This is a genomic window from Pararhizobium sp. PWRC1-1 (assembly GCF_049897905.1).
In the GTDB taxonomy this organism is placed as follows: domain Bacteria; phylum Pseudomonadota; class Alphaproteobacteria; order Rhizobiales; family Rhizobiaceae; genus Pararhizobium.
On record NZ_JAFCXE010000003.1, the window covers coordinates 341,525 to 359,344 of the forward strand.

17 protein-coding genes and 1 tRNA gene are annotated in these 17,820 nt (G+C 59.5%); 7 read left to right on the forward strand and 11 right to left on the reverse strand.

Annotation, left to right across the window (positions count from 1 at the left end):
* Window positions 1-267 precede the first annotated feature (267 nt).
* Both ACP7E0_RS07580 and ACP7E0_RS07585 read left to right on the forward strand, forming a co-directional pair.
* Complete coding sequence (locus ACP7E0_RS07580) at window positions 268-801, forward strand: GcrA family cell cycle regulator (RefSeq protein ID WP_426124017.1); 534 nt, start codon at window positions 268-270, stop codon at window positions 799-801.
* A gap of 13 nt (window positions 802-814) precedes the next feature.
* Window positions 815-1,192 (forward strand): VOC family protein, encoded by a 378-nt coding sequence (locus tag ACP7E0_RS07585; RefSeq protein ID WP_426124018.1) that lies wholly within the window; start codon window positions 815-817, stop codon window positions 1,190-1,192.
* Between the two features lie 21 nt (window positions 1,193-1,213).
* Here the strand turns inward: ACP7E0_RS07585 and phoB are convergent, their stop codons facing one another.
* From phoB to phoR, 7 genes are all read right to left on the reverse strand, one after another.
* The gene (gene phoB, locus ACP7E0_RS07590; protein WP_037104885.1) at window positions 1,214-1,897 is read right to left on the reverse strand and encodes a phosphate regulon transcriptional regulator PhoB; all 684 of its coding nucleotides are present in this window, start codon (window positions 1,895-1,897) and stop codon (window positions 1,214-1,216) included.
* Between the two features lie 107 nt (window positions 1,898-2,004).
* Window positions 2,005-2,715 carry a phosphate signaling complex protein PhoU gene (gene phoU, locus ACP7E0_RS07595; RefSeq protein ID WP_426124020.1) on the reverse strand — a complete coding sequence of 237 codons (711 nt, stop codon included), beginning with the start codon at window positions 2,713-2,715 and terminating at the stop codon, window positions 2,005-2,007.
* 78 nt (window positions 2,716-2,793) lie between these two features.
* Complete coding sequence (gene pstB / locus ACP7E0_RS07600) at window positions 2,794-3,609, reverse strand: phosphate ABC transporter ATP-binding protein PstB (RefSeq protein WP_060636187.1); 816 nt, start codon at window positions 3,607-3,609, stop codon at window positions 2,794-2,796.
* Between the two features lie 12 nt (window positions 3,610-3,621).
* Window positions 3,622-4,944 carry a phosphate ABC transporter permease PstA gene (gene pstA, locus ACP7E0_RS07605; protein WP_426124022.1) on the reverse strand — a complete coding sequence of 441 codons (1,323 nt, stop codon included), beginning with the start codon at window positions 4,942-4,944 and terminating at the stop codon, window positions 3,622-3,624.
* Complete coding sequence (pstC, locus tag ACP7E0_RS07610) at window positions 4,941-6,425, reverse strand: phosphate ABC transporter permease subunit PstC (RefSeq protein ID WP_426124023.1); 1,485 nt, start codon at window positions 6,423-6,425, stop codon at window positions 4,941-4,943. Before pstC ends, pstA begins: the two co-directional genes overlap by 4 nt.
* A gap of 99 nt (window positions 6,426-6,524) precedes the next feature.
* Window positions 6,525-7,559: a substrate-binding domain-containing protein gene (locus tag ACP7E0_RS07615; protein ID WP_426124024.1), complete on the reverse strand. Its 1,035-nt coding sequence runs from the start codon at window positions 7,557-7,559 to the stop codon at window positions 6,525-6,527.
* A 194-nt stretch (window positions 7,560-7,753) separates the two neighbouring features.
* Complete coding sequence (gene phoR, locus ACP7E0_RS07620; protein WP_426124025.1) at window positions 7,754-8,995, reverse strand: phosphate regulon sensor histidine kinase PhoR; 1,242 nt, start codon at window positions 8,993-8,995, stop codon at window positions 7,754-7,756.
* 148 nt (window positions 8,996-9,143) lie between these two features.
* Here phoR and ppk2 point away from each other — a divergent pair, with 148 nt between their 5' ends.
* Window positions 9,144-10,025, forward strand: coding sequence for a polyphosphate kinase 2 (ppk2, locus tag ACP7E0_RS07625; protein WP_426124027.1), 882 nt, complete (start codon window positions 9,144-9,146; stop codon window positions 10,023-10,025).
* Between the two features lie 40 nt (window positions 10,026-10,065).
* On the opposite strand, the gene ACP7E0_RS07630 is transcribed toward ppk2, so the two are convergent.
* Complete coding sequence (locus ACP7E0_RS07630; protein WP_426124029.1) at window positions 10,066-11,205, reverse strand: biotin transporter BioY; 1,140 nt, start codon at window positions 11,203-11,205, stop codon at window positions 10,066-10,068.
* Between the two features lie 371 nt (window positions 11,206-11,576).
* Here ACP7E0_RS07630 and ACP7E0_RS07635 point away from each other — a divergent pair, with 371 nt between their 5' ends.
* The 4 genes from ACP7E0_RS07635 (at window position 11,577) to ACP7E0_RS07650 (ending at window position 13,953) form a co-directional block, all read left to right on the forward strand.
* Window positions 11,577-12,536, forward strand: a complete 960-nt coding sequence (locus ACP7E0_RS07635; protein ID WP_426124030.1) for an NAD(P)H-dependent flavin oxidoreductase — start codon at window positions 11,577-11,579, stop codon at window positions 12,534-12,536.
* A gap of 124 nt (window positions 12,537-12,660) precedes the next feature.
* Window positions 12,661-12,736 (forward strand) — tRNA-Thr (locus ACP7E0_RS07640).
* 662 nt (window positions 12,737-13,398) lie between these two features.
* On the forward strand, window positions 13,399-13,560 hold the full coding sequence (locus ACP7E0_RS07645; RefSeq protein ID WP_426124032.1) for a hypothetical protein: 162 nt from the start codon (window positions 13,399-13,401) through the stop codon (window positions 13,558-13,560).
* A 204-nt stretch (window positions 13,561-13,764) separates the two neighbouring features.
* The gene (locus tag ACP7E0_RS07650) at window positions 13,765-13,953 is read left to right on the forward strand and encodes a hypothetical protein (RefSeq protein ID WP_426124034.1); all 189 of its coding nucleotides are present in this window, start codon (window positions 13,765-13,767) and stop codon (window positions 13,951-13,953) included.
* Between the two features lie 39 nt (window positions 13,954-13,992).
* On the opposite strand, the gene ACP7E0_RS07655 is transcribed toward ACP7E0_RS07650, so the two are convergent.
* From ACP7E0_RS07655 to ACP7E0_RS07665, 3 genes are all read right to left on the reverse strand, one after another.
* The gene (locus tag ACP7E0_RS07655) at window positions 13,993-14,820 is read right to left on the reverse strand and encodes a bifunctional allantoicase/(S)-ureidoglycine aminohydrolase (protein WP_426124035.1); all 828 of its coding nucleotides are present in this window, start codon (window positions 14,818-14,820) and stop codon (window positions 13,993-13,995) included.
* A 209-nt stretch (window positions 14,821-15,029) separates the two neighbouring features.
* Window positions 15,030-16,184: an AI-2E family transporter gene (locus ACP7E0_RS07660; protein ID WP_426124037.1), complete on the reverse strand. Its 1,155-nt coding sequence runs from the start codon at window positions 16,182-16,184 to the stop codon at window positions 15,030-15,032.
* A gap of 191 nt (window positions 16,185-16,375) precedes the next feature.
* Window positions 16,376-17,587, reverse strand: coding sequence for an MFS transporter (locus ACP7E0_RS07665; RefSeq protein ID WP_426124038.1), 1,212 nt, complete (start codon window positions 17,585-17,587; stop codon window positions 16,376-16,378).
* Between the last annotated feature and the right edge of the window lie 233 nt (window positions 17,588-17,820).

Here is a 17,820-nt window from a genome sequence, read left to right on the forward strand (position 1 = left end):
TATACAGCGGGCGCAAATTTTTTAGCCGGATACCCTTGCAAAAATGCCACGCATCGCAAGCAAGTTGGGGAAAACTCAGAAATCGATTCGCTGAGATTCCGCGGACTCTTGTCAGGGAGTCCCCCGGGCTCTACGTTAAGAAACAATTACTAGAACGCATGCGGCGGACCTAGTCACCAAAAGTGTTATCGCGTTTCAGCCTCGGAGCACACCCGGGGCGCGGTGGAGGATTCGACCATCACCAACGCTGGGAATGGAGACAAGACCATGAATTGGACTGACGAGCGGGTCGAAAAACTCAAGAAATTGTGGTCCGAAGGCTTGAGCGCGAGCCAGATCGCTGCGCAGCTCGGCGGCGTCAGCCGCAACGCCGTCATCGGCAAGGTCCACCGGCTCTGCCTGCCAGGCCGAGCCAAGGCCGGCGGCAGCACCGCAACGGCACGTGCGAAACGCCCCGCACCTTCCGCGGCACCGCGTGCGCCGAACTATACCGCATCGCGCATGACTGCCACCCGCACAGTGACGCGCACCGCAGGTGCAACCGTCATGAAGGAAGAAGTGGAAATCGGCGCGGTCGAGGATCAGGAAGCAGCACCGGCCGGCAACAACGTTGTTGTTCCGATGTCGCGCCGCCTAGTCCTGACCGAGCTGACCGACCGCACCTGCAAGTGGCCGATCGGCGATCCGATGAAGGAAGAGTTCCACTTCTGCGGCAACGATTCCCCGGACACATCGCCTTACTGCACATTCCACGCCAAGCTTGCGTACCAACCGTCCGGCGAGCGTCGCCGGGCACGCTGAGGCCGGGCCAGTCGTGCGGTTCGTCAATCCCATCCCGTTCGTGCGGGATATCAGCATCTCGAAGACGTTCTACTGCGAGATACTGGGATTGGCAGTCAGCCGAGACTTCGGCAATTTCGTCATGTTTGAAACGGGATTTGCCATCCATGACGGCAAATCCCTGGAAACGACGGTCTGGGGACAGCCGTCTGTCATTTCCGAGCCCTATGGCCGCCGAAATATCCTGCTCTATTTCGAACATGATCATCTGGACGCGCTTTTCGAGCGCATCGCCGGCAATGTGAACCTCATCCACCCCATCGAGACGCAGGCCTGGGGGCAGAGGGTCTTTCGCTTCTATGATCCGGATGGTCACGCCATCGAGATTGGCGAGCCGCTCGGCACCGCCTGACGGTTCTACGGCATACGGAACTCAGCTTTCCAGCGAATAGCCCGCGCCGCGCACAGTGCGGATCACGTCCAGCATGTTAGAAAAATTCAGCGCCTTGCGCAGGCGTCCGACATGGACGTCCACCGTGCGTTCGTCGACATAGATGTCGTGACCCCAGACACCATCCAAAAGCTGCGAGCGCGAAAAGACGCGACCGGGCGAGGCCATGAAGAATTCTAGCAGGCGGAACTCGGTCGGCCCGAGACGGACTTCACGGGTCTTGCGGTGGACGCGATGGGTTTCGCGGTCGAGTTCGATATCGCCGCATTTCAGCAGCGTTGACAGCACCTCGGGCTTGGCCCGGCGCAGCATCGCCTTGACCCGCGCCATCAGTTCCGGCGTCGAGAACGGCTTGACAACATAGTCGTCGGCACCGGTAGCAAGACCGCGTACCCGCTCGCTCTCTTCGCCGCGTGCCGTCAGCATGATGATCGGCAGACGTTCGGTTTCCGGGCGCTGGCGCAACCGCCGGCACAGTTCGATGCCGGAAACGCCCGGCAGCATCCAATCGAGAATCAGGAGATCGGGAAGGCGTTCCTGCAGGCGCATTTCCGCCTCGTCGCCACGATTGATCGTATCGACTTCAAACCCTTCGGCCTCAAGATTGTATCGGAGGAGAACGCTGAGCGCCTCTTCATCTTCAACAACGGCAATTCTTGGCAACATTCACTTTAGCTCCTTGGCGCCCGGCCGGTTGGCCGAAGGCTTGCCGAGCGGCTCCAGCGGCCGCTCGCGCAACTATTGTGTAAGCAGATACTTACTTTATCTCGCGATCAGTTACCGATCGCGCCGACCGTGTTGGCCGTATCGTCCTTCGGACGCTCGCCGACAGGCTGCGCGCCGGTCGCCATGTAGTAGATGGTTTCGGCGATGTTGGTGGCATGGTCGCCGATGCGCTCGATGTTCTTGGCGCAGAACAAAAGATGCGTGCAGGGCGTGATGTTGCGCGGATCTTCCATCATGTAGGTCAACAGTTCGCGGAAAAGCGACGTGTAGATCGCGTCAATCTCATTGTCGCGCTCGCGGATGCTGTTGGCCTTTTCCGGCGACCGGGACGCATAGACGTCGAGCACTTCCTTGAGCTGAACAAGCGCAAGCTCGGCCAGATGCTCAAGGCCGCGGGCCAGCTGGCGCGGCAGGCTGGCGGTCGATACGGCGATGACCCGCTTGGCGTTGTTCTTGCCGAGATCGCCGACCCGCTCGAGATCGGCGGCAATGCGGATCGATCCCATGATTTCGCGCAGGTCGGCAGCCATCGGCTGGCGCTTGGCTATGGTGACGATTGCCTTCTCGCCGATCTGGCGCTCGGCCTCATCGAGAATGGCGTCGTCGGAGATGACCTTCTGGGCAAGCGCCAGGTCGGAATTGACCAGAGCGCGCACGGATTCGGCCACCATCTGTTCAGCCAGACCGCCCATCTCGGAGATGCGCCGGGTCAGGTACTTCAGATCTTCGTCGTAGACGGAAGCAATGTGCGTAGACATGATTGTTTTTCCTTGCGATCACAATCCGGGTTGGCAGACCACCACCCTGCCCTTACGGCGGGGTGGAAAGCTCAGTCCTCAGCCGAAGCGGCCCATGATGTAGTCCTGGGTCCGCTGGTCGTCCGGATTGGTGAACATCTTGTCGGTGTCGTTTTCCTCGACGAGATTGCCGAGGTGGAACATGGCGGTGCGCTGCGAAACGCGGGCCGCCTGCTGCATCGAGTGGGTGACGATAACGATCGTGTAGTTTGTCCGCAGTTCGTGGATCAGCTCTTCCACCTTGGCGGTCGCGATCGGGTCCAGTGCCGAGCACGGCTCGTCCATCAGGATGACTTCCGGGCTGACGGCAACGGCGCGGGCAATGCACAGACGCTGCTGCTGACCACCGGAGAGACCGGTGCCGGATTCATGCAGGCGATCCTTCACTTCGTTCCAGAGACCGGCCTTCTGCAGGCTTGACTCGACGATCTGGTCGAGTTCGGCCTTGGTGCGGGCGAGACCATGGATCTTCGGACCGTAGGTGACGTTTTCGTAGATCGACTTGGGGAACGGGTTCGGCTTCTGGAAAACCATGCCGACGCGGGCGCGAAGTTCCACCACGTCGATGCTCGGGTCGTAGATGTCGCCGTCATCGAGGGTGATCTTGCCGGTAACGCGGCAGCTGTCGATGGTGTCATTCATGCGGTTGAGTGTCCGCAGGAATGTCGACTTGCCGCAGCCCGACGGGCCGATCAGCGCGGTGACGGTGTTTTCACGAACGTTGAGGTTCACATCGAAAAGCGCACGCTTCTCGCCGTAATAAACCGAAACGTCCTTTCCGATCATCTTGAAGGGAACAGTGTTCATTTTCTGGTCCAGCGCCTTTTCAACTGCTGCTTCTGACATCATGTTCATGTTCTTACCTCACTACCAGCGACGCTCAAAGCGACGCCGCAACAGGATTGCGCCAAGGTTCATGACGACGAGGAAGATCAAGAGGATCATGATCGCACCCGAAGTCCGTTCGACAAATGCACGTTCGGCTTCGTTGGCCCACATGTAGATCTGGACCGGCAGAGCAGTGGACGGGTCCATCGGCGAGCCCGGATAGTCGACGACGAAGGCCACCATGCCGATCAGGAGCAGCGGCGCGGTTTCGCCGAGCGCATGCGCCAGACCGATGATTGTGCCTGTCAGGACGCCCGGCATAGCGAGCGGCAGGACGTGGTGGAAGATCGTCTGCATCTTGGAAGCGCCAAGACCCAGCGCTGCCGAGCGGATCGATGGCGGAACCGCCTTTAAGGCCGCACGGGTGGCGATGATGATCGTTGGAAGCGTCATCAATGTCAGCACGAGACCACCGACGACGGCAGCCGAGCGGGGCATGCCGGCGAAGTTGATGAAGATCGACAGGCCGAGCAGACCGTAGACGATGGATGGAACGGCCGCGAGATTGTTGATGTTGACCTCGATGAGATCGGTTAACCTGTTCTTCGGCGCGAACTCTTCCAGATAGATCGATGCTGCAACACCGATCGGAAGGGCAAGCACCAGGACGATCAGCATCATGTAGAGCGAACCGAGGGCGGCGACGCCGATACCAGCAGCTTCAGGACGGCTCGATGCACCATAGGTAAACAGGCCGGTGTTGAACTGCTTGGCCATCGCGCCGGTTTCAGTCAGCTTTTTCATCCACTCAAGCTGCTGATCCTTCACCTTGCGGTTGGCTTCGGCAACAGTCAGATCGATCTGCCCCTTGTTGGCGCTATCGATATTGCCTTCCGCCAGAAGCGAAACGTTGGCGGTCGTGCCGATGATGGCCGGATTGGCAACAACCAGATCGCGAAGCTGCGTGCGGGCACTGGCCGAAACCATGTCCGTCGCCTGCTTGACGAGCGGCTTGTTGGCCGGATCGATACCAAGAGCTTTCACCAGTGCATCACGCACCAGAAGAGGGTAGTTCGCCGTCATCAGCTTGGCGGGATTAGCGCCACGCTCGTTCTTCGGATCGATGATCTGTTCCGAAAATTCGATCGGCAGCGTGATCGCAGTCTGCTGGAAGGCCGTGTAGCCCTTGGAGACGACGGTCCACAAAAGCACGAACAGGAAGAACAGGCCGATCAGGATTGCCGTCAGACCATAGGCCTTGAAGCGGCGTTCGGCTGCGTAGCGCTTCTTGATGCCGATATCGCGTCTTGTCTGCGCCGGGCGCACGAAGGCGGACTGTACGGAGGATGTGATGTCGGTCATTCGTACTGTTCCCGATACTTGCGCACGATATAGAGTGCATAGATGTTGAGGCAGAGCGTGATGGCAAACAGCGTGATGCCGAGAGCGAACGCCACCAGCGTCTGTGGCGAATTGAACTCAAGGTCGCCCGTCAGCTGATTGACGATCTTGACGGTGACCGTGGTCATCGCCTCGAACGGGTTGAGCTGCATGCGGGCAGCAACACCAGCAGCCAGCACCACGATCATGGTTTCACCGACAGCACGCGATGCCGTCAGTAGCAGGGCACCGACGATACCAGGCAGCGCCGCCGGCAGAATGACACGCTTGATGGTTTCGGAGCGTGTGGCACCGAGGCCGAGCGAGCCGTCGCGCAGCGAACGTGGCACCTGGGTGATGATATCGTCCGACAGAGAGGAGACGAACGGGATCAGCATGATGCCCATGACGAGACCGGCGGTCAGAACGCTCTGCGCCTGGATGAAATTGACGTAGTTTCCAGTTACCAGGCCATTCAGCTGCGCCGAGATATCGCGCAGGAACGGCCCGACCGTCACCAGCGCGAAGAAGCCGTAGACGATGGTCGGGATGCCGGCGAGAATTTCCAGCAGCGGCTTGGCTATGCCACGCACGACAGGCCTTGCATACTCCGCCATGTAGATGGCGGCGAACAGGCCGACAGGCACGGCAAAGAGCATGGCGACAAAAGCGATGTAGAGCGTGCCGGCCAGAAGCGGCAGAAGACCGAACTGACCTTCCGTGCCGCCGCTGCCGGCTGCCGAAAAGCGCGGATCCCAGACCGTGCCGAAGAAGAATGCGCTCGGGGATACCGACTGGAAGAAGCGAATAGCCTCCGACAGCATGGAGCCGACGATACCGACCGTTGTCAGGATCGCAATGGAAGAGGCAACGAGGAGTGCGCCCAGCATGACGCGCTCGACGCGGTTTCTGGCCCGGAACGGCGCGCTGATACCGCGAATGGCGAAAACGGCGCCGGCAATGGCGATGATCAGCACGACGGCGCTCATCACCCACCGGCTGCCATCCTTCAGGGAATTATAGTGCTGTGCCGCTTCGACCATATAGGGCTCACCGGCATTTGCCATCGGTACCCCTTTGGCGGCCAATGCATCCCGAAGATTGCCGGAGCCGCTGGTGACGACCGCAAGTTCATCGGCATTCAGCAGCTTCAAACCGTTGGCGACCTGCATCACCTGACCGAGCATCAGTTCGGTGGTCGCACCGCCCTGGCGTTGTACCGATTCCGGCAAGGCGGATCGCACGGAATTTTCAACGAAGAACGGACTGGCGAGAAGCCAGACGGCAAGAACGAATGCAGCCGGCAGAACCGCCCAGATGGCAACGTAGACACCGTGATATCCAGGAAGGGAGTGCAGGACAGAAAGCTTGCCCTTGGAGCTGGCCATCGCCCGCCCGCGTCCGGCAAAATATGCCGCAAGGCCAACGATCAAAATGGTCAAAAGAATAAGAGAAGTGCTCATCGATATGTCCCCCCGGCTTGTCAATCATCGACAGCCGGCAAATCCGCATACTCGGGATGTCCGGCACGGCAAAGCTGCCGTGCCGGCTTTTGCACTAAATTAGAGCATGTTGCCGTCGGTGAACGCCTTGCGGTCAGCTTCGCGCTCGGCATCCGGAGCCGGAACGAGACCGTAAGCTGCCAGCGGGCTGTCCGGGCCGACCATCTGGTCGTCGAGGAAGAATTCAACATATTCCTTCAGGCCCGGGATAACGCCGAGGTGAGCCTTCTTGACGTAGAAGAACAGCGGGCGCGAAACCGGATATTCGCCCGAAGCGATCGTTTCGGTCGACGGAACGATGCCGCTGACGGTCGCAACCTTCAGCTTGTCAGCGTTGTTTTCGTAAAAGGACAGACCGAAAACGCCGATACCGTTCTTGTTGGAAGCGATACGGGCGAGGGTTTCGGTGTAGTCGCCGTCGATATCGATGGCCAGACCGTCCTTACGAACGGCGATGCACTTCTTGGCAGCTTCCTTTTCGTCGGCAACGAGAGCCTTGATGGCGACGTCAGCGCCTGCGTCCTTGCAGCCGTGGGCCAGCATCTTCTCGTCGAAGACTTCGCGCGTGCCGTGCTTTTCGCCCGGGATGTAAGCAGCGATTTCAACGTCCGGCAGGTCCTTGTTGACTTCCGACCACTTCTTGTAGGGGTTGGCAACGAGCTTGCCGTCGATTACGAGTTCAGCAGCCAGAGCCAGGTAAAGGTCCTTCGGGACGAGCTTCAGGTCAGCATTGCCGCTGTCCGTTGCGAAGACGATGCCGTCGTAGCCGATCTTGACTTCCTGGACTTCGGTAACGCCGGCTGCCTTGCAGGTTTCCAGCTCGCTGTCCTTGATCTTGCGCGATGCGTTGGCGATATCGATCGTGTCCGGGCCAACGCCCTTGCAGAATTCCTTCAGGCCGGCACCGGTGCCGCCGGATTCAACAACCGGGGTCTTGAAGTCAGGGAAGGTTTCGCCAAATGTTTCGGCAACAATCTTTGCGTAAGGCAGAACGGTCGAGGAGCCGGCGACCTGGATCTGGTCGCGAGCAATGGCAACGCCTGCAAAAGCGGCGGATGCAACCAGAGCTGCAACAGTAAGTTTCAAGGACTTCATCAGAATACTCCCATAATGGGCTTGTGTGGGTGCGCTTTTCACCAGCGCTCGCTTTCGCCGTGTCGATCGGCCGCCCTAGTTAGCGCCCGATGCCCACACCTTTTATGTCAACTTGACGAAACATTTGTGACAGGCCAAACAGCTGAAATATTTCACTATTTTTAAAAAATGACTTTTGAGGCGACAGGTTTATGTCAAAACCTCACGGTAAAGACAGTGCCCTTGCCGACTTCGGACTGAACAAGCAGTCTGGCGCGATGCCGGGTGAGGATATGCTTGACGATTGCGAGCCCCAGGCCTGTGCCTTTTTTCGATCGGCTTGCCTCCACGTTAACCCGGTAGAATCGTTCGGTAATACGCGGAACGTGCTCGGCGGGAATGCCAGGCCCGTGATCGCGAACGGAAACTTCCGCCGGCGCATCACCACCACCCGAGAGCGTGACCTCGACCTTTTTGCCCTCCTGGCCATATTTGCAGGCATTTTCGATCAGGTTCTCGAAAACTTCCGTCAGCTCGTCACGATCTCCCTGGACGATCACCGGATCATCCGGCACGATCAGTGAAATCTCGACACCGACATCCTCGGCAAGCGGCGCCAGCGCATCCCGGACATGGCCAAGCAGCGGCGCCAGGTTGATCGCCTCATCGGGTGCGATATGGGATTTGAGCTCCAGCCGCGACAAAGACAGAAGATCATCGACCAGCCGGCTCATTCGCGTCGCCTGCTCGTGCATGATGCCGAGGAATTTTTCGTGGGCCTTCTGGTCGTTGCGGGCGGGCCCTTGCAAGGTCTCGATAAAACCACGCAGCGAAGCCAGCGGCGTTCTCAGCTCATGACTTGCATTGGCGACGAAATCGGAGCGCATCCGGTCGATCCGCCGCGCCTGGGAAATATCGCGATAGGAAAGGACGTAAAGCCGCTCGTCAGCCCGTTGACCGATCTCCGCCGGCGCGACCCGGACGATATAGACCGCATCCGAGGGAAAGCGTTCGGAATGCTCGATCTGGTTGACCTTCCCGGTGGCGATCGTTTCGCGAACCATATCGAGAATGCCGGGCGAACGGACGCGAGCCGACAGGTCCGTGTTCGGCGGAATGGTGCCGAAAGCCTTTTCCGCCGCCTGGTTCTGCAACAATACAGTTTCATCGGGCGCCACCACCAAAATCGGGGTGTCGAGCGCATTGAAGACCGTTGCGAGCATATCGAGATCAGTGTCTTCCACCACCGAGGGCACAACGTCTGGGACTGGCGGCTTCGGATCAGCTGACCGATTGAACAGGGCCGCCATCCAGACCAGCCAGAACAGAAGGGCGGCGGCCGTATGGATACCGGACAGAATGAGGCCTCCGGTGACCACGACCGACAGGCCGATGATCCACTTTTCCGACCTGGCTGTCTCCCTCAGGCGCTTCCAGATTGTCTTTGTATCTTCCAAAATCGTCTCGCGTGCACGGTGCAATTGACCGGTGATAGCGGAGGTTCATGACATGATTTTCACGGCATGCTTGAATTCGCAATGCAATTGTGGCCTCCTCCCGTGAAATCGGCGGCCGGCCGTACAATCCATTCAGCAAGGATAGGTCATGACGGATATTCAGGAAAACAAGCCGGTCGAGCTGGTGGTCAACGGCAAGGAGCGGGTTTTCGACATCGACAATCCGGACCTGCCGGGCTGGATCGACAAGCAGGCGCTGGCCTCGGGCGACTATCCCTATGACAAGAAGCTCGATAGCGACGCTTACGACAAAATGCTGGAAAAGCTGCAGATCGAGCTCGTCAAAGTGCAATTCTGGCTGCAGGCCACGGGCAAACGGGTGCTGGCGATCTTCGAGGGCCGCGATGCGGCCGGCAAAGGCGGCGTGATCCATGCCACGAATTCCTACATGAACCCGCGCTCCGCCCGCGTCGTCGCGCTGACCAAGCCAACCGAAACTGAAAGCGGTCAGTGGTATTATCAGCGCTACGTCACGCATTTCCCGACTGCGGGTGAATTCGTGATGTTTGACCGCTCCTGGTATAACCGCGCCGGCGTCGAACCGGTCATGGGCTTCTGCACGCCGGAACAGCACCAGCACTTCCTCAAGCAGACGCCGCGCTTTGAAAAGCTGATCACCGGTGATGGCATCCATTTCTTCAAGTTCTGGCTGGATATCGGCCGCGAGATGCAGCTGAAGCGGTTCCACGACCGTCGCCACGATCCGCTAAAAGTCTGGAAACTGTCACCGATGGACATCGCCGCGCTGACCAAATGGGACCTCTATTCCGAAGCCCGCGACCAGATGCTCAAGGAAACCCATAGCCATCACGCGCCCTGGACGGTTGTACGCGCCAACGACAAGCGCCGCGCCCGTCTGGACCTTATCCGCCATATTCTCAAGACGCTCGATTATGACGGCAAGGACAAGGCCGCGATCGGCGATATCGACGACAAGGTTCTCGGCTCCGGTCACGGTTTTGTGAAATAGCCGCCCGGCATATTGGCTAGGCGGCGGCACTTGTGTCGTATTATTGGCCGGGAAGAATCCGGACAGCATAGACGCTGAGACTGTTGCCGGCACCGGTCACATCGCTGTTGATCAGGATGCGCCCCGGCGAACTCGGCGCAAGGCTACGATCGAACGTCACCTTGAACAGCATGTCGTTCTTTTCCTCGTTCACCGTGAACCGGTGGCGGCCGCAATCGCCGAGTGAGGAGAAATCGCATTCGACGGAAAACTGAGTCTGCTTGCCGGTATCGGCCTGGACGCTGAGGGCCACGGTCGATGTCTTGCCGGAAATCTGCCCAAGGATCGAAGCCGGGATCGCGATCGACACGTTGCCGTCGGCGTCCGCCGTCGCAGATGTGATACGAAGGCGCTGGCCACGCTCGTCGCTGACGGGATCAGCTGCGGCCCGGCTGCCAGCCTTGACATTACTCGCATCGGCCGGCGTGAAGACATCCACCCAATCGCCGGAAAAACCCGCTTGCGGCCCGAGCGTCCTCAGGCCGGCTGCGCCGTCGAAATCTTCCGATTGCACCGTCGAGGGCGGATTGGCGACGCTGGTATCGCGCTCCGCCGCCGTTTTCAAAAGCCCACTGGTTTCAACCCACCAGGCGCCCATCACGACAGCAGCGACCAGGGTCGTAACGACCATGACGAAGGAGAGAAAGCTGCCACGCTTGCGCCGCCGGGGTTTTGCCGCCGCCGCTTCGGCTTTGGCAGCCTTGCCGCGTTTGCCGGCAGCCGGTTCGGCGGGGGCTGGCTCGGCAACATGCGGCCCCTCACGGCGCTCCGGACGCAAGCCCGCAAGTCCGCCGTCGACGACGGGGTTATTCGCCGGGTCGGCATTTCGTTCGGACGGCATGTGGATATCGTGATCAGGCTCCGCCGATGGCGCCGGAGCATTATTGTTCTCGACACGGACCGGCGGCGGCACCGATGCAGCAGCCTTCAGGCTGGCACGCTCCTCAAGTTCGATGGCGTGAATAACGCCCTCGAGCCGGTGGCGCTGCTGGGCGATCACATCGGGGTCGTGCACATCCTGCTTTTTGAGGCCGGCCTCCAGCGCGTTGCGCGCCGATTGATAGATGCGCGCACGCGTTTCGGAGTTCGCCCTCTCGGAGCGTTCCAACGCCTGTCTGATAGCAGTTTCCAGTCCGCTCACTCTTTGTCCTTCTTGGTGCAGGCATCAGCGGTCTTGCAAGGCATATCACGCGCATCGAACCGAAGCGGCCGGATCGCTATCGCCCAAAGACCATGCATGACCGGCTATAGGCCTTACAATCAATCCATCCTGACGGCCGGGGATTCCTTGCGAAACCCGGAACGCTTTTGAATGTGTTAACAATTGGGTAACGGTTGACGCTGCGATCTGCAAGCCTTGCGCGCCAAACGGGCCGTCAGCGCCGGGGAAAACCCGGTGGTTTTGGCCAAACCAGGGGCGCCAGCCATGACAAATCGGCCTTGCAAAACACAAAGCCGCTGCTAAAGTTCTTACGTTTACGGAAACGTCAAAATACAAATCGGGAGTGAACCTTGTCCCTGCCAGCCATTCTCAACGGCACAACGCGCCTGCCCGTCATTGCAGCGCCGCTCTTCATCATATCGCATCCGGCCCTGACGCTGGCACAGTGCAAGGCCGGTGTTGTCGGCTCGTTTCCCGCCTTGAATGCGCGGCCGGAAGCCCAGCTGGATGAATGGCTGGCCGAGATCACCGAGGAGCTTGCCGCTTACAATTCTCGCAACCCCGACAAACCGGCAGCGCCCTTCGCGGTCAACCAGATCGTCCACAAGTCCAACAAGCGGCTCGAGCACGACCTGATGCTCTGCGTCAAATACAAGGTGCCGATCGTTATTTCCTCGCTTGGCGCCGTGCCCGAGGTCAATGCGGCGATCCACTCCTATGGCGGCATCGTGCTGCATGACGTCATCAACAACCGCCACGCCAACTCGGCCATCCGCAAGGGCGCCGACGGACTGATCGCGGTTGCGACCGGTGCCGGCGGCCATGCGGGCACACTCTCGCCCTTCGCCCTCATTCAAGAGATCCGCACCTGGTTTGACGGGCCACTGATGCTGTCCGGCGCGATATCAACGGGCGGCGCGGTTCTGGCCGCGCAGGCCATGGGTGCCGACATGGCCTATATCGGCTCGCCCTTCATCGCCACCACCGAGGCGCGCGCCAGCGATGCTTACAAGCAGATGATCGTCGACAGCAGTGCCAGTGACATCGTCTATTCCAACTATTTCACCGGCATCCACGGAAACTACCTCAAGCCCTCGATTGTCTCCGCGGGCTTGGACCCGGATCACCTGCCGGAAGCCGATCCGTCCAAGATGGATTTCGAGACGGCCACGACCGGCGCCAAGGCCTGGAAGGACATCTGGGGCTGTGGCCAGGGCATCGGCGCCGTCACGGAGATCGTCCCCACTGCCAGCCTCGTCGATCGGTTGGCCCTGGAATATGCAGCGGCGAGACAAAGGCTGGCGCTATAAAAGGCGCCATTCCCTTTGCCCCAAGCTTTTTTCCCGTTCTCAAAACTGATGACTTGAAATCCCAGCCGTTTGCGGGTATCAGCCCCTCACACATCGTTTCGCAACGTCTGCGAAATGCATGCTGGCCGCTTTAGCTCAGGTGGTAGAGCACATCATTCGTAATGATGGGGTCAGAGGTTCGAGTCCTCTAAGCGGCACCATACTCCTCGACAAAACATCTCTAAAACAGAACCTTGCGGATTTCGCGTGTGCGCAAAACCCGACCTTTAGGGCGTAATTGGCGCGCGACGCTCAGTTGGGCAGCCGGTAATAGGGATCTTCCCTGTAAGTCGCGCCGACGTAGCAATTTGTCCCGAAGCATCGAGGACTTCTGCGGTCTCCCGATTGAACATAGAAAACTCGCGGCTCGCCCCGATGATAATAGCTCGCCCCATCCCGGACGTCGTAAGCGCGCCGCTCTATGACCACCCGCTCGCGATAAGCGGTGGGCACACGCGCATTAGAATAGAGGTATCCGCCTTCATCGACGCAACCCGACAGGATCACGCTGAACACTCCGAGGGCACTGAGAATCATAACTAACTTGTGGCTCATGCTTCCTCCAGAATGGAGAGATGGCGTGATGTTGAAACAAGGCAAGTCCTTCTGCCCGGCTATTTTTCCAGATTTCCGGCTGATCTGCAAATCCAATGACCGCGCGCAGGTTCGGAGCGTGAAAATCACGCAACAGGACTGTTCAAATCCTTAATGGAAGGTTAATGCGGGGAGTGGCACCAAACCGGGATGTTCAAGCCCGGCGCAAGCGACGCAGCCTATCCTGCCCTCACCTCCGGCATGATGCCGGGCAGCAGAGGACAATGACATGTCGAATATCATCGAATATTCAGCCGATATCAACGACGCAGCCATCGCTCTTTTTCTGCAGGACGAGAATGGCGACAAGCTGACCGATATCCTGGTGGACGCCCTCGACGAGGCCTTTCGGATTTTGAGCGACGAGCTGGTTTCCGGCGCATTGAACTAGAGCGCTTCGGCCGATCCCGGTCTTTAAAAAACGCACCCGACTCATGGATGTCTTACGTCACCTGTAGGATGATCTCATGGCGCGCAGAGCATCCGCGACCGCAGCTTTTTCGGCGAACATGGTTAATTTTTTAACTATTTTTCGGCTATGAGCGGAACGGTTAGGCGGATCAGCCGTTGATGCGAAAACCCGGGAGGACCTTCGATGATCTTCAATCTGCTCAAGGGCAAGCGTAACGAATCGGCAGACACCGGGACTTATGCCGATGGCGTTTTCGAACTGCCGGCGCGCGAGATCAAGCCTGAACCGCGGCGCCTTCGCGGCCATATGGCGCATCAGCGCGACTATGGCAGCGACCGGACGATCGCGCCGATCCCCGCCGGATGTGCCTGAGGCTTTTCCAGCAGGGAACTTTTGCGACTATATCGCCGCTCAGGCGCGCGGCTTCAGCTTCATGTGGCGGTTAACGTCCTTGTAGAGCAGGTAGCGGAATTTTCCGGGGCCGCCGGCGTAGCAGGCCTGCGGGCAAAAGGCGCGCAGCCACATATAGTCACCCGCCTCGACTTCCACCCAATCCTGATTGAGCCTGTAGACCGCCTTGCCCTCCAGCACATAGAGCCCGTGCTCCATGACGTGGGTTTCAGCGAACGGGATCACCGCACCGGGCTCGAACGTGACGATCGTCACGTGCATGTCGTGGCGCAGGTCGTTGGGATCGACAAAACGCGTCGTTGCCCACTTACCCTCGGTGCCGGCCATCGGCGAAGGCGCGATATCCGCTTCGTTGAGGAAAAGCGGCGTTGGAACGTCAAGTCCCTCGACGAACTCATAGGCCTTGCGCACCCAGTGGAACCGTACGGTCTGGCCACTTGTGTTGCGGACCGACCATTTGCTCGCAGGCGGAATAAAGGCATAGCCGCCCGGACGCATCTGATGCACTTCGCCGTCGAGCGTCACGGTCAGTTCACCTTCAACGACGAACAGCACGCCTTCGGCACCATCGTCCAGTTCCGGCCGGTCACTGCCGCCGCCGGGCGCAACTTCCATGATGTATTGCGAAAAGGTCTCGGCAAAACCGGAGAGTGGCCGGGACAGTATCCACAGCCGGGTGTCTTCCCAGAACGGCAGGAAGCTGGTCACGATGTCCATCATCACGCCCTTAGGGATGATGGCATAGGCTTCGGTGAAGACCGCGCGGTCCGTCAACAGTTGCGTTTGCGCCGGCGCGCCGCCCTGAGGGGCGTAATAAGTGCTGTTCATCTGCTTCCCTGAACGTTCGAATGGGTCAGCCTGTTCGGCGGCGGGATGCCGTCAGGCTCCACGAACACTTAGCGCAACGCGGCGCGCAGATCACGCGGCAATTCCCTCTGATCTCTGGATTCACTTTCACACAGAAGGAGGAAATCGTAGATGTCTGCCCGCGCTCTGGTGACCGGAGATGCGCCACAATCAGGGTCTCGCTTGATCTCTTACTTGATGATCACGCTTGGCGGGGCGGGCTGGGCATCGGCTTCGTGAAGCCATTCGCGCCAAATGGCCACCAATAGCGCCATCAACACCGGCCCGACGAACAGACCAAGGAAACCCATCGTCTTGACGCCGCCGACAAGCCCGAAGAATGTCGGCAGGAACGGCAGCTTGATGGGTCCGCCGACCAGCCTGGGGCGTAGCGTCTTGTCGACGATAAAGAGTTCGACCGTACCCCAGACGAACAGTGCCCCGCCGGCAAACATAGAGCCACTGGCGACGAGATAGACGGACACCAGCGTAAAGCAGAGCGGGGCGCCGCCCGGCACCAGCGCCATGATCCCGGTAATGATCCCGAGCGTGACTGGAGACGGAACGCCAGCCAGCCAATAGGCGACACCGAGCACGATGCCTTCGCCAATGGCGATGATGCCCATGCCCGTCACCGTCGAGCTGATGGTCAAGGGTACGATCCGCGAAACGCGTTCCCAGCGTAGCGGCAAGATCCGTTCACCAAGACGATCGAGTTGGGCGACGAGCTTTTCCCCATCGCGGTAGACGAAGAAGAGCGTGATGAGCATGAAAAGGAGCGTCAGCAGCGACTGGAAGGCTGAGGCACCTACAACCAGCACGCCGCGATAGATATTACCGATATTGGAGCCGCTGACGAGCTGCACGAGTTCGCCAAGCGCGCCGGGATGGCCGACATATTTTGCCCATTGCTGGCCAAGCCACACACCCATGCCCGGGATTTGCGTCAGCCACATCGGCACAGGCGCACCCGCGGCATTAGTCTCGATCGTCCAGACGGCCCAGTTGTGGACCTCATCCACGGCATAAACCGCGGCAAGCGAGATCGGCGCAACGATGAAGGAAATCACCGCGATGATAGCAATCGTCGCGCCGAATGTCCGGCTGCCTCCGACAGCATCCAGTAGCCGCCGATAGATCGGCCAACTGGCAAATCCGATGACGAGTGCCGCAAGGACCGGCACCAGGAAACCGTGGAAGAAATAAACACCGGCTGCAAGAACGAAGACCAGCAGCCAGCGCGCAGCCGCCATCGGCCCGACCAGCGCCGATCGATCATAGACCGGGCGGGCGAAGAGACGTGGTTCCGAGTGCGGCTCGTCCCGCTCACGATTGCTCAGTTGCAAAAAATAGTCCTCCACAGGCCATCAAGATGACAGCAAAACCCGCCACGTGCCAGCACGTTTCCATTTGTTTCCGGACATCCCGGAAACATGCGGCATAGGTAAGTATGACCGCATGGTCAACACAAGCGGATGACAACAGCTTTTCAGCGATGATGCAACGCCGGTTAATTGCGGCGGAATTGCGGAGATCGTTACTTGCGATCGGATACTGCAACTCTTGAACGGTCAAGCAGCACCGACGAAAGAAAAATGCCGATACCGGCCACCGCCATCATCGCGCCGACAAGGCCGGTCGACGTCCAGCCATAACCGGCTGCAATGGAAAGACCGCCGAGCCAGGCGCCGAGCGCGTTGGCGAGGTTGAAGGCGGAATGGCTGGCGGCTGCCGCCAGCGTCTGCGCCTCGCCAGCTACATCCATCAACCGCATCTGGATGCCCGGCACAACGGCAAAGCCACCGCCGATGAGCAGGACGTTGACCACCGCCATCCATGGCGTCGTCATGGTGAAATAGAACAGGACGTAGGCGACAAGGTTGAAGACGAGCGCAATAGCGATCGCCGGCATCAGCTTCCAGTCAGCCAGGCGCGAACCCACGATATTGCCGAGGATCATACCGGCGCCGAACACGGACAGCATGATCGGGACAGTTCCAAGCGATATGCCTGCGACTTCGGTCAGGGCCGGGGTGATATAGCTGAAAACCGCAAACATGCCGCCGCAGCCGATCGCGCAGATGCCGAGCGTCAGCCAGACCTGGCTCTTGCCGAGAGCACCCAGTTCCTTCAGGGGCGTGGCCGCCGGGTTGGCCTTGTCCTTTGGCAGGAAAAGCCATGTGAGAACGACCGTCAGCACACTGATTACGCCGACGATCGCAAACGCGGCGCGCCAGCCAAGCGCCTGGCCAAACCAGGCGGCAAGCGGCGTTCCGAGCAGAGTGGCAACGGTCAATCCCATCATCACACGGCCGATGGCGCGGGCCCGTTGATGCGGTGCCGCCATGCCGGCGGCGACCAGGGCTGCCACGCCGAAATAGGCGCCGTGGGGCAAACCGGCTAGAAAGCGGGCCGCAACCAGCAGGCCAAAACTTCCGGCGATAGCACTGGCAAGATTTCCGAGCGCAAACAGGCTCATCAGGGCAAGGAGGACATTGTGACGTGAAAACCGCGCGGCAAGCACGGCCAACAAGGGCGCACCGACAACAACACCGATCGCATAGGCGCTGATCACATGGCCGGCAAAGGGCACCGAAACCGAAAAATCGCCAGCCACCTGCGGCAGCAGCCCCATGATGGCAAATTCGCCTGTTCCGATGCCGAAGCCACCGACGGCCAGGGCCAGTTCCGCACTAGACATGCCGCCCCAGCGAGCGGCCGGAATGGAGGAAAGCGCATCGTCTGACATGGCACGACCTGTCTGGAACCTCTGGGCTCCAAAGAATTCTGGTTCTGAAATGAAAAGCCGTGACAAAATTGGGAGGAAAGCCGCGGCATTGGTGCACTGCAATATACTCATTTTGCGCCGCTGCGTAAAGACATTGCTGTTTAGGCTTGCCGCTAAATCTTGCCCTGCACGCACAGATGGCCGCGGCTATATTGACGTTTACGTCAAAGTTATATAACCCGGAATGCGCTTGA